The following is a 12,469-nucleotide window of genomic DNA, read 5'->3' on the forward strand; positions in this document are numbered from 1 at the left end:
TTCAAAGTGCAAGGTCAGAACTTGCCGCTTGCGGTCTGCAGTTGGCGGATGAGCAGGTGCGGCAGATGTCCGGAGCCGGGCAGCGCCACGTAACTGCCGGGTGGGAACACCCGGCGCAACGCCGACGAGACGCCGTCGGGCGCGCTGTGCAGGCAGGCGACCGCGATGCCCGCGCGACGCGCGTCGGCCAGTGCATGCGCCAGGTCTTCGGTCAGGTAGCGCGGATCATGGATGTCGACGTCGTGCGGCTCGCCGTCGGTCAGCAGCAGGATGAGACTGCGCGACCGTGCCGGCAGCTGTGCCATGGCGTGGCGCAGTGCCGCGCCCATGCGGGTCGAGCCGGCGCTGACCAGACCGCCGGCGCGCGCCAGCACCGTGTCTGCGCAGGCCTTTTCCTCGCGATCCTTGACGCGCTGCACGCGCACTCTGTGGCGCGTGTCGGATGCGAAGGCTTGAACGGTGCAGCGATGTCCGGTGGCCTCCAGTGCCGCGGCGGCGAGCAACGCCGCCTCGCGCAGCGCCTCCAGCACCGTGCGGCCTGACGGCAGCGCCAGCGCGGTTGACGCCGACGTATCGATCAACAGCAGCACGTCGATCACCTCGACGCGGGCCGCGCTGTCGCGGTACAGCCGGCGCTCCGGGTCGTGTCCGGCGCGCAACGCGATGCCGGCATCAATCAGCGCGCCGGTGTGCAGCAGATCGCCGTCCTTGCTGCGCCCCTGTGTCGGCCGGCGATCCGACACGGCCGCCGCCTGCAGCAGGCGCACCGTGCGGGCGAGGTGTCGCTCCAGTCCGGCGCGCACGGCTGCGGCGTCCGACCGGGGTGCACGCGCCTCGATCACGGTGCACCAGTCCGGCCGGGCGCGGCCGATCAGGCGATCCCACTCCGGATAGGTCACGGTACGCAGCGACGATTCGATCTGCAGCACGCTCGCCGCCGCGTCGCCGGCATCGCTGTCCGGCGTGCCCTGCGGCGGCGGACGTTCGAAGCTCATGTCGGCGTCGTCATCGCCCGACGCACCGTTCGCGTCGGGCAGTTCCTGCTCGAGGGGCGTCGCTGACGGCGGCAGTTGTTCGTCGCGCATCCACAGATGGTGATTGTCATCGCGATAATCGACAGGTTCGACCTGCCAGCCACCCGGGTTCAGGCGCAGCCGCATCTGGCCGACGTCGTTGCCCAGCCTCGACGCGACGTCACGCAACTGCGCCGGTGTTGCGAGCGCCAGCGCACCGTGCGGCGTGAAGAACAGCCCGCGCACCTTCGCCATCCAGGCGTGGCCATCCTCGTGCGCCGGGTCGAACAGGCAGCGCGACAGACGCGCCAGCAGCGCTTCGGCGCCATTGCCCCAGCTCGCGTCGGCAACGTGGTGCGGCGCCCACAGCCGGCGCAGACCGGGCAGCGCCTGCATGGCCAGCCATTCGACGCGCGCGTCTTCCAGTATTTCGAGCAGGGCGCGCTGCACCGGCTTCAATCGGGCGCGCTCGAACGGCGCCCCCCCGAAACTCAGGTGGGCGGCCGCATGCGCAGCGCGGGCGCGCTGCAGCGCCGCGTCGCCGAGCGCCGGCAGATGCAGCACCGGCCGGCTGCCTTCGATGCCCAGTATCGTGCGCGCCGCGTCGTTGGCGGCCGGCAACGTGGTCAGCCGGGGCGCCACATCCCACAGCGCGCGCAGATACAGCGACAGCGCGCGCGCACCGGCGGGGTCAGGCGAAACAGGCATCGATGGCCGCGATCAGCGCCGCCGCGACTTCGCGGTCGTCGGTCAGCGGGCCGGCAACCGCCTGCCGGCAGGCAGAGCGCGCCGACAGGCCCTGCGCGATCAGCGCGCCAGCGTGGATCAGCATGCGCGTGCTGGCGCCCTCGTCCAGTCCGTCACCAGCCAGCCGGCGCGTGCGCTCGGCGAGCGCCACCAGCTGGCGCGCGGTGGCTTCGTCGATGCCGCTTTCGTGCATGACGATGGCGCACTCGTGATCGGCGTCCGGATAGCCGAATTCGAGCGCGGTGAAGCGCTGTCGGGTCGACGGCTTGAGCGTCTTGTGCAGCCCGTGATAGCCCGGGTTGTACGACACGACCAGCCGGAAATCGGGGTGCGCGTGCAGCAGTTCGCCGGTGGCGGCCAGCGGCAGCTGGCGCCGAGCGTCGGTCAGCGGATGGATCAGCACCGTGGTGTCGGCACGCGCTTCGACGACTTCGTCGAGATAGCAGATCGCGCCGAAGCGTACCGCGCGCGTCAGCGGGCCGTCCTGCCAGCGCGTACCCGAGGCATCGAGCAGGAAACGTCCGATCAGGTCGCCGGCGGTCAGGTCTTCGTGGCAGGCGACCGTGATCAGCGGCAGACCGAGCTTCCACGCCATGTACTCGACGAAGCGCGTCTTGCCGCAGCCGGTCGGACCCTTGAGCATGACCGGCAGGTGGCGCGCATGCGCCGCCTCGAAGGCCCCAACCTCATCGCTGGCGGCCGTGTAGTAAGGCTCACCTGCGACTCGCCAGTCTGCCAGCGGGTCTGCGCCCGCCACGCCGACCGCCTGCCGCAGGTCGGCGGTCGCGGGCGCGATCACTTGTGGCCGACAGTGGCCGGATTGGGCAGCCCTTCGATCGGACATTCCTCCGTGCCGACGGTGTCGCGCGTGAAGGCTTCGACCGCCTTGCGCGTACCTTCCGGATCATTGATCCACTTCGAGTAGAAGTCGTACGGGCAGGCCGCCACACCCTTGTCGCCGTCGCGCGAATTGATCAGGCCGGTGTAGCCGCGGTGCAGCAGCTTGAACAGGTGATTCTCCGACTGCCCGTTCTTGCGGAAGTCGCGGATCAGGCTCTTGGACAGTGCGGCGTACTGCAGACCCATCTCTTCTTCACCGCATTCGCCCAGCGTGCGGCCATCGAATCCGATGATGGCCGAGTGGCCGAAGTAGGAGTACACGCCATCGAAGCCGGCCGCGTTCGATACCGCGACATAGACGTTGTTGGCGAAGGCCATGGCCTTCGAAATCATGATCTGCTGTTCCTTGGCCGGATACATGTAGCCCTGGCAGCGCACGATCAGTTCGGCGCCCTTCATCGCGCAGTCGCGCCAGATTTCCGGGTAGTTGCCGTCGTCGCAGATGATCAGGCTGACCTTCAGACCCTTGGGGCCTTCGGACACATAGGTGCAGTCGCCCGGGTACCAGCCCTCGATCGGCACCCAGGGCATGATCTTGCGGTACTTCTGCACCACCTCGCCCTGATCGTTCATCAGGATGAGCGTGTTGTACGGCGCCTTGTTCGGGTGTTCCTCGTGCTGTTCGCCGGTCAGCGAAAACACGCCCCACACCTTGGCCTTGCGGCAGGCGTCGGCAAAGATCGCCGTCTCGTCGCCGGGCACGGTGGTCGCCGTGTCATACATTTCCTTCGAGTCGTACATGATCCCGTGCGTGCTGTATTCCGGGAAGATGACCAGATCGAGACCAGGCAGGCCGGCCTTCATGCCGATCAGCATTTCGCCGATCTTGCGTGCGTTGTCCAGTACTTCCGCCTTGGTATGCAGGCGCGGCATCTTGTAATTGACGACCGCGACGCCAACCGTGTCCTTGCTGCTCGAAATGTCTCCGTGATGCATGAAATCCTCGCTGGCAGAATGGAATCGACTGTCCATTGTGCGAACGGAGCGTCGCGCGCCAATACGTCGATTGACGTATCGGGCGGCACGCCCTCCATGGTGAAGCCCGTCATCAGCGACATGGGGGTGCGGGCTTTGCAGTTGTTGGGCATCGCTGCGCTCACCCCAACCTACGTGCCCCCCTCGTTCTGCTTTTGCTCGTCGTCGTCGCAAGACCGTAGGTTGGGGTGAGCGCAGCGATGCCCAACAGCACGCCCCCCAGACAAGGATGTCGATCAACGACGGACGCCCCGGTCACGAAGCTCTGTCCCACGCGCGACAGACCGCTTGCCGGCCAGCCCGATCCGAGCGCACGCGCCGTCAGACGTAGGACANGTCGATCAACGACGGACGCCCCGGTCACGAAGCTCTGTCCCACGCGCGACAGACCGCTTGCCGGCCAGCCCGATCCGAGCGCACGCGCCGTCAGACGTAGGACACCCCCGGCTCGCGCGGGCGCACCGTCTGCGCCCGCAGCAGGGCGTCGGTGATGTTGCCGGCGATGTTCTCCTCGCCCAGCCGGTCGGCGAAGCCGGAGCGGCGGATCAGCGAACCCGGCTGTTCGTTCAGGTCGCACAGGATGAGCGTGGCGCCGCGCCGGGCCAGGTTGCGCTGCAGCGTCTGCAGGATGTCCAGTCCGGTCGTGTCGATGCTGATCACCTTTTCCAGGTCGAGGATGACCGCGTCCGGGTGGCCGTCCTGCATCAGCAGCAGGTTTTCCAGCTTGTTGGCGGCGCCGAAGAACAGCGAGCCGGTCAGCCGGTAGGCCAGGATGCGCGGCGTGCCATCGGGCCGGGCAAGCGCCTCGACGCCGTAGAAGTCTTCCAGCGGCAGGCGCTCGATGCGCGTCAGGTCGGACATGCGGTAGATGAAGAACAGGCTGGCCAGCGCCATGCCCAGTTCGACCGCCAGCGTCAGGTCGAACACCACGGTGACGAAGAAGGTGGCCAGCAGGATGGTGCGGTAGGCGGTCGAGTAGCGCGCCAGTTCCTTCGGCGCGAAGGCGTGCCATTCGCCCATGTTGACCGCCACGACGACGACGATGGCCGACAGCGTGGCGAGCGGAATGTGGCTGGCCAGCGGCGCCAGCGCCAGCACGATGGTCAGCAGCACGCTGGCGTGGATGATGCCGGCCACCGGCGTGCGGCCGCCAGTGCGCACATTGGTCGCGGTGCGCGCAATGGCGCCGGTGGCGGCGAAGCCGCCGAACAGCGGCGCGGCGATATTGGCGATGCCCTGCGCCATCAGTTCCTGGTTCGGGTCGTGGCGGTCGTCGATCTGGCTGTCGGCGATGCGCGCCGACAGCAGCGATTCGATGGCACCCAGCAGCGCGATGGTCAGTGCGGGTGCGATCAGCTTGCCGAGCAGGCCGAACGACAGCGCCGGCAGGCCGATGTCCGGCAGCTCGCGTGGAATGCCGCCGAAGCGGCTGCCTATCGTGTCGACCGGCAACTGGATGAAGGCATTCACCGCGGTCGCGATGACCAGCACCGCCAGCGGGCCGGGCAGGCGTCGCATCCACGCCACCTGCTTCGCCAGCCGGTTCCAGCCCAGCAGCACCGCGAGCGACGCGCACGACAGCGCGAGCGTGGCACTGTCGAGCGTCGGCAGCGCCTGGTACAGCGCTTCCATCTTGCCGAAGAACTCGCCCGGCAGGCTGTCGACACGCAGACCGAGGAAGTCCTTGATCTGCGATATGAAGATGACCACCGCGATGCCGTTGGTGAAGCCGATGACGACCGACAGCGGGATGAAGCGGATCATGCTGCCGAGCCGGAACGCGCCCATGGCGAGCAGCATGACGCCGGACATCATCGTGGCGATCAGCAGGTTCTGCACGCCGTAGTCGACGACGATGGCGTAGATGATGGGGATGAAGGCGCCGGTCGGGCCGCCGATCTGCACCCGCGAGCCGCCCAGCGCGGAAATCAGGAAGCCGGCGACGATGGCGGTCCAGATGCCGGCGGTCGGCGACATGCCGCTGGCGATTGCGAACGCCATGGCCAGCGGCAGCGCGAGCACGCCAACCGTAATGCCGGCCGAGAGGTCGCCGGAAAACTGCCCGCGGTCATAGCCGCGCAGCGTGTCAAACAGCTTGGGTCGGAACTGGATGTTCATGAAATCTCCGCATCGATAGTGAGTGCCATGCGATGTGCGGAGAGGGGCGCCAGCGGGCGGCGCGCTGCCGGACGACCCAGCGACGGGTCGGTGTCAGTGGCACGGGATGGCGCCGGAAATGCTCATGACGACATTGTCGGCTGCGCTGCGGGTGCCTGTCCAGCGTCAGCGCGGGCGCCGGCGCAGGCGTGCGACGAGCAGCGCGAGCCCGGCGACGAAGCCGGCCCATGCCGATGGTTCCGGCACCGCCGCGGCGTAGGCGGCTTCGGCTCCCCAGTAGGTCGGCAGCGTGTCCCAAGGGTTGTCGCCGCGGTCGTCCGTGACGTAAACGTGGCCGACGTTGTGCGCCCGCGCCGTGTCGATGATGGTGCGCATCGCGTCGGCATCCGCCACGTCGTAGACCAGATGCGCGAAACGCGTGGCGTCCTGCGCCGCGGTCCACGGGTCCGGCGCGTAGCCGGCGTATTCGGCAGCCGGGCTTTCGAAGGTGACCAGCACGTCGGCCGTCGCCAGCCAGGCTTCGGGCGTCTGCGTGCCCGGATTGGCAACGATGTGGTTCCTTTCGAAGCCACCCTTGATGTAGGCGTGCAGCGACTGGTAGTAGCCAAGGTGCTGCGCGAGATTCGACACCTCGTCGAGAAAGATGCCGTCCACGCCGTACTGTGCGTAGTAGCGGTCGATCTCGGCCTTCACCAGCGCTTCGCTGCGCGCGCCGTAGCCAGTGTACACATAGCCGATCAGGCGACCGCCGGCCGCCTGAAAGGCATTCGCTACCGCTGCGTAGTCGCTGTCAAAGGCCGCACCGGGGCCGCTGTCGGGGTTCAGGATGGCGGTGATGGCCACGTCCGGCGCGGCCTCGGTCAGCGTCTGCCAATAGGTGACGCCATCATCCACCGGATAGAAGTAGGCCGGTACCAGCAATTCGAGGGCGTGGGCGGTGGGCATGGCGAAGACAAACAGCGCAACGGCAATGGTGGATTTCACGGGAGTTCCGCAGGCAGTGGATTGGACGCATGCTGCGCGTGGGCGTGCAAGGACGCAATCGCCCTTGCGGAGGGGACCGGGCGATCTGTGGGTGGCGTCCTTGTCAGGCGCACCCCTTGAGCCGCGAGAGACGTCCTCACTTGCGAGCTCCGAGGGCCGCGCGATAGCAAACAGCGCGCAAGTGCACGGTTTCCGACGTTTGTACTCTTGCTTTTCAGGTGCGATCATCATCACATCTTGCAACGACTGCACACAGGAGTTCCGGCCGCATGCCGCTATCGAGCACCACGCGTTCCGAATTGAAGACCCTTTATAACGCCCTGGCTGATCGCGTTCTGGAGCCCGGCGACCCGGTCTATGTGAAAGAAGTCAATGGTACCGGCCCGTCCGGCGCAGACCCGGTGGAGGAGATTGCCACCGAAATCGACTGGCAGGAAGGCGGTGGTGTCTGCCTGTTCACCGGCCAGCGCGGCACCGGCAAAAGCACGGAACTGAGGCGGCTGCAACGCCGGCTGACCGATCTGGGCATCGTCGCCTTCTACGTCGACATGGCGGAATACGTCCTGCTGAGCAAGAACATTGAAATCAGCGATTTCCTGATTTCAATGGCAGGCGCGCTGTCCGAAAGCATCGAAGCCGATCCGCGATTCGGCAAGTCGCCCGCGCATCGTTCCTACTGGGAGCGTCTGGTCGGCTTCCTCGATACCAAGGTCGAGTTCGAGGAAATCAGCCTGCCGGTCGGCGATGTAGCTCAGATCAAGGCGTCGCTGAAGAACGACCCGGATTTCAAGCAGCGCATACAGCAGGCCGCGCGCGGCCATATCGCGCAACTGGTGGGCGATGCACACGCCTATTTCCGGGATGCCATCGGCTTCATCCGGGAGCAATTGAACGACAAGGACCGCAAGGTCGTGCTCATCGTCGATTCCATCGAGCGCATACGCGGAGTCGGTTCGGAATCGATGGAGGTGTTCGAAAGCGTGCGCAATCTGTTTTTCGCTCATGCCGAACATCTGCGCATCCCGATGCTGCACGTGGTCTACACCGTGCCGCCCTACCTGTCGGTGCTCGCGTCCGGCGCGGGCAGCCTGATGGGCGGCGCCGTCGTACGTCGGCTCGTGAGCACGCATGTGTTCCAGGACCGCAGTCGAGAGCCGGATCCGGCGGGCCTCGCCACCATGCGCGACATCGTGCAGAAGCGTTATCCGTCCTGGGATCGGGTGTACACGCAGGACACGCTGGACAGGCTGGCGCTCAGTTCGGGCGGCGACCTGCGCGAATACTTCCGGCTGCTCAGGCAGTGCCTGCCGGCGGTGCAGGACGACGCCGATCTGCCCTTGCCGCCCGCCAGCGTCCGGCACGTCGAGAACGTCGCGCGCAATGAAATGCTGCCGATACCGGAAGACCAGAAACAGTGGTTGAAGCGGATAGCGGACACGCATGACACCTGCCTGCAGAAGGAAGAGGATTTACCGCTGCTGGCCCACTTTCTGGACAACCGGCTGGTCATGAATTACCGCAACGGCAGCGACTGGTATGACGTGCACCCGCTGATCCGCGACGTGGTCGATAGCGCCGCGACCTGATATGGCGGCTGCCGGCGAACTGCTTCCGGACGGCATCGACGAAGCCAGCGCGGTGGCGCTTCTGCGTCACCTGGAATGGGAGCGCGACCGCTTTTCCATCGTATTCCTGTTCGCTGACATCGGCCCGGCGCATGCCTTGCTGGACTGGCTGTCGCGCAGACTCGCGGTCGAAGGTGTGGACCTCACGAGAGTGGACGCGGGTGCCGACTTCGAGGCTCGCCCCGAGGCGTGGCTGGACTACCTCGCTGGTTCCATAGAATCCGGGCTCGTTGGATACGCGCCGGTGGCGCTGACGCTGCTCGCTTACCCGGCAGACCCGCTGTGGAACGACGCACGTTCCCGCTTCATGGCGCGGCTGAACGAACGCCGCCATCTGCTCGAAACCCGCATGAAATCGGCTCTGCTGCTGCTGCTGCCCCATGGTTACAAAGCGACGGCCCGGCGCATTGCCCCCGATCTGTGGCATGTGCGGGCGATCAGTTTCGACATCCGGCTAAGCGCTTCCGGGCAGCCGGCGCCGGAGCCGACACGCGAAACGGGGCGGGTCCCGACCATGCTCGATATTCGCCCGGAAGAACCCCTGCAGGAAGAACAGGCTTGGGCCGACGCGTTGGCGCGTGCCGGAGGAGAGGTTGAGCGGGTGTACCTGCCGCTGTCGTCGGCGGCCATCGATGCACTGCTGGCGCACGGTCGTGTGCCCAGCGCGCGCCGTGTTGCGCAACAGGCTCTGGACGTGACGCGCGTTCGCAGTCGGTCGGATACGCCTGAATCGCTGCGCGACCTGTCGGTGTCGCTGGATAGGGTGGGGGATGCGGCGCGGGCGCAGGGAGACTGGTCGCAGGCCGAAGCGGTGTATCGGGAAAGACTGGGCCTCGCGCGGCACCTGGTGGAGAGGCTGGGTACTACGCCGGAATCGCTGCGCGACGTGTCGGTGTCGCTGGCTCAGGTGGGGGCGGTGGCGCGGGCGCAGGGCGACTGGTCGCAGGCCGAGGCGGTGTATCGGGAAAGTCTGGGCCTCGCGCGGCAACTGGTGGAGAGGCTGGGTGCGACGCCGGAATCGCTGCGCGACCTGTCGGTGTCGCTGGATAAGGTGGGGGCGGTGGCGCAGGCACAGGGCGACTGGTCGCAGGCCGAGGCGGTGTATCGGGAAAGTATGGGCCTCGCACGGCAACTGGTGGAGAGGCTGGGTACTACGCCGGAATCGCTGCGCGACCTGTTGGTGTCGCTGGATAAGGTGGGGGATGTGGCGCGGGCGCAGGGTGACTGGTCGCAGGCCGAGGCGGTGTATCGGGAAAGCCTGGGCCTCGCGCGGCAACTGGTGGAGAGGCTGGGTACTACGCCGGAATCGCTGCGCGACTTGTCGGTGTCGCTGAATAAGGTGGGGGCGGTGGCGCGGGCGCAGGGCGACTGGTCGCAGGCCGAGGCGGTGTATCGGGAAAGTCTGGGCCTCGCGCGGCAACTGGTGGAGAGGCTGGGTGCGACGCCGGACTCGCTGCGCGACCTGTCGGTGTCGCTGCAGAAGGGGGGGGATGTGGCGCGGGCGCGGGGCGACTGGGCGGAGGCCGAGGCGGGGTATCGGGAAAGTCTGGGCCTCGCGCGGCAACTGGTGGAGAGGCTGGGTGCGACGCCGGAGTCGCTGCGCGACCTGTCGGTGTCGCTGGATAAGGTGGGGGCGGTGGCGCAGGCACAGGGAGACTGGTCGCAGGCCGAAGCGGTGTATCGGGAAAGCCTGGCGATACGCCGGCAACGGGTGGAGACGCTGGGTACTACGCCGGAATCGCTGCGCGACATGTCGGTGTCGCTGAACAACGTGGGGGCGGTGGCGCAGGCACAGGGCGACTGGTCGCAGGCCGAGGCGGTGTATCGGGAAAGTCTGGACCTGAGGCGGCAACTGGTGGAGAGGCTGGGTGCGACGCCGGAATCGCTGCGCGACCTGTCGGTGTCGCTGAACAACGTGGGAGATGTGGCCCGCGAACGTGGCGGGCGTGATGAGGCGCTGGCTGCGTTGAGCGAATCGGTGAGCGTATTGCTGCAGGTGACGCGCAGTACCCAGGCCGTTGCGGAGCCTGCAGTCGAACTGGTCGACGCCCTGGAACGCCTCGCGGAGGTGGATCGCAGCGCGCCAGCCGTTTTTGTGGAAGACGCCCGCGCGTGCCTGATGGCGCTACCCGACGGCGAACAGAAAAAGCAGGTGCTTGAAAGACTTGCCGAACTCGGTCTGTACCCTGCCCCCGAGACTGGCTCCTGAACGGGCTTCTCCAGTCAGGTGCTCAGGGTCCTGCGGCAACTATCGATCGGCGCAGCATGGCGCTCAGCGCGTCGATCATCTGCGCCATGCGCCCGTTGCCTCCAAGCCAGTTGCCTCCAATGCGGCTCGTCGGCAATGCGGTACACGGCTAGAAGCTTGCGCCACGGAGGATGCGCCGATGTTGCGGCAATCGGCCAGATTCACGCGTGCTTGAACGCGGGTGGGCGGCTGGACAGGGCGCTACCCGAGCAGCCGGTCGACACCGAGCAGGGTCAGCAGACCGAGTGCGGCGAAGATCGCGGCGGCAATGCCATGCACCAGCTTCATCGGAATCTTCGCGCCGAAACGGTCACCGACAAACACCGCCGGCACATCGGCGATCAGCATGCCCAGCGTGGTTCCCATGACGACCAGCAGCGGACTGGCGTAGTGCGCCGCCATGGCGATGGTGGCGATCTGCGTCTTGTCGCCCATTTCGGCCAGGAAGAAGGTGACCAGCGTGGCCCCGAACACGCCGAGGCGCGCCGCGACCTTCGTTTCCTCATCCTCGATCTTGTCCGGAATCAGCGTCCAGATGGCCATGCCGATGAAGGACAGGCCGAGCACCCAGCGCAACACCTCCGGGCTCAGCACCGAGGTGATCCAGCCGCCCAGCGCGCCCGCCAGACCGTGGTTGACGAGCGTCGCGCACAGGATGCCGGCGATGATGGGCAGGGGCTTCCTGAAGCGTGCGGCCAGAATGAAGGCCAGCAACTGGGTCTTGTCGCCGATTTCGGCCAGTGCGACCACGCCGGTCGACACGATGAAGGCTTCCATGATGCTGTACGGGTTGTCGGTCCGGGGGCGGGGCGTGACGTTAGCACGAAAGGTCGGCAGAGACCGTGCCGCAGCCGGGTTGAACAATTGCGGTTCCGCCGCGTCTGAGCGGCGTGCTTGTTGTCCTCGTTGCGCCTTCGCCGTGCCTTTTTTCCCTTCCTTTGCTCGCCATGACCACGCCCGACATCGAATCCTCCACCGGCCTGACCGTGCTGTACGACGGCGACTGCCCGCTGTGCCGGCGCGAAGTCGGCGTCTACCGGGGCTTGCGGCCGCTGCGGCCACTGCACTGGGTCGACGTCAGCGACCGCAGGCTCGCCCTGCCGGTCACCGGCGAGCGGGCCGACTATCTGGCACGCTTTCACGTGCGGCGCGACGACGGCGAAGTGCTCAGCGGTGCACGCGCCTTCATCGCACTGTGGGCGGCCCTGCCCGGCTGGCGCTGGCTGGCCCGCGCCGGCGCGCTGCCGGGCGTGGCCAGCGTGCTCGAAGTCGCCTACCGGGGCTTCCTGCGCGTGCGCCCTTCGATGCAGCGCGTCGCGCGCGCGCTCGACACGCCGGGCGTGCCGGACGACCTGATCGGCGAACTGCGCTCGGACCATGCGGGTGAGACCGGTGCGGTGTGGATCTACCGCGGCATCCTCGCCGTGTCGCGCGATCCGCTCGTGCGCGAATTCGCGCAGCGCCATGGGGTGACCGAGCAGCAGCACCTGGACCGGATTTCGGCGCTGCTGCCACCGTTGCGGCGCAGCGTGCTGCTGCCCGGCTGGCGTGTCGCCGGCTTCCTGACCGGCGCGTTGCCGGCGCTGTTCGGCGCGCGCGCGGTGTTCGGCACCATCGGCGCAGTGGAAACCTTTGTCGACCGTCATTACCAGCAGCAGATCGACCGTCTGCCGGACGACGGCAGCCACCCGGCCTTGCGCGCGCTGCTGGTCGAGTGTCAGGCCGATGAATGCGCGCATCGCGACGAAGCGCTGGGGCATGGTGACCTGCCCGACGGCTGGCTGATGCGTAGCTGGTGTGGTCTGGTGGGCAGCGGGTCGGCGTTCGCGGTGACGATTGCGCGGCGGCTCTGAGCGCCG

At 67.2% G+C, this 12,469-nt stretch carries 9 protein-coding genes; 3 read left to right on the forward strand and 6 right to left on the reverse strand.

Annotated features, from left to right (window positions below):
* Window positions 1-14: 14 nt before the first annotated feature.
* From NMQ14_RS17225 to NMQ14_RS17245, 5 genes are all read right to left on the reverse strand, one after another.
* Window positions 15-1,721 carry a nitric oxide reductase activation protein NorD gene (locus NMQ14_RS17225; protein ID WP_257098094.1) on the reverse strand — a complete coding sequence of 569 codons (1,707 nt, stop codon included), beginning with the start codon at window positions 1,719-1,721 and terminating at the stop codon, window positions 15-17.
* Window positions 1,705-2,535: a CbbQ/NirQ/NorQ/GpvN family protein gene (locus NMQ14_RS17230; protein ID WP_306441313.1), complete on the reverse strand. Its 831-nt coding sequence runs from the start codon at window positions 2,533-2,535 to the stop codon at window positions 1,705-1,707. Before NMQ14_RS17230 ends, NMQ14_RS17225 begins: the two co-directional genes overlap by 17 nt.
* Before the next feature lie 20 nt (window positions 2,536-2,555).
* Window positions 2,556-3,596: an aliphatic amidase gene (locus NMQ14_RS17235; protein ID WP_257098098.1), complete on the reverse strand. Its 1,041-nt coding sequence runs from the start codon at window positions 3,594-3,596 to the stop codon at window positions 2,556-2,558.
* A gap of 465 nt (window positions 3,597-4,061) precedes the next feature.
* Complete coding sequence (locus NMQ14_RS17240; RefSeq protein ID WP_257098100.1) at window positions 4,062-5,753, reverse strand: SulP family inorganic anion transporter; 1,692 nt, start codon at window positions 5,751-5,753, stop codon at window positions 4,062-4,064.
* Between the two features lie 165 nt (window positions 5,754-5,918).
* Window positions 5,919-6,737 carry a spherulation-specific family 4 protein gene (locus NMQ14_RS17245; RefSeq protein ID WP_257098103.1) on the reverse strand — a complete coding sequence of 273 codons (819 nt, stop codon included), beginning with the start codon at window positions 6,735-6,737 and terminating at the stop codon, window positions 5,919-5,921.
* Between the two features lie 269 nt (window positions 6,738-7,006).
* Between NMQ14_RS17245 and NMQ14_RS17250 the strand changes: the two genes are divergently transcribed.
* Window positions 7,007-8,323 carry an AAA family ATPase gene (locus tag NMQ14_RS17250; RefSeq protein WP_257098105.1) on the forward strand — a complete coding sequence of 439 codons (1,317 nt, stop codon included), beginning with the start codon at window positions 7,007-7,009 and terminating at the stop codon, window positions 8,321-8,323.
* A gap of 1 nt (window position 8,324) precedes the next feature.
* Window positions 8,325-10,571 carry a tetratricopeptide repeat protein gene (locus NMQ14_RS17255; protein WP_257098106.1) on the forward strand — a complete coding sequence of 749 codons (2,247 nt, stop codon included), beginning with the start codon at window positions 8,325-8,327 and terminating at the stop codon, window positions 10,569-10,571.
* Between the two features lie 240 nt (window positions 10,572-10,811).
* On the opposite strand, the gene NMQ14_RS17260 is transcribed toward NMQ14_RS17255, so the two are convergent.
* The gene (locus NMQ14_RS17260) at window positions 10,812-11,387 is read right to left on the reverse strand and encodes a TMEM165/GDT1 family protein (protein ID WP_257098108.1); all 576 of its coding nucleotides are present in this window, start codon (window positions 11,385-11,387) and stop codon (window positions 10,812-10,814) included.
* A gap of 170 nt (window positions 11,388-11,557) precedes the next feature.
* Here NMQ14_RS17260 and NMQ14_RS17265 point away from each other — a divergent pair, with 170 nt between their 5' ends.
* Window positions 11,558-12,463 (forward strand): demethoxyubiquinone hydroxylase family protein, encoded by a 906-nt coding sequence (locus tag NMQ14_RS17265; protein WP_257098110.1) that lies wholly within the window; start codon window positions 11,558-11,560, stop codon window positions 12,461-12,463.
* The last annotated feature ends 6 nt before the right edge of the window (window positions 12,464-12,469 follow it).

This window comes from Methyloversatilis sp. XJ19-13 (assembly GCF_024580155.1).
Taxonomy (GTDB): Bacteria; Pseudomonadota; Gammaproteobacteria; order Burkholderiales; family Rhodocyclaceae; genus Methyloversatilis.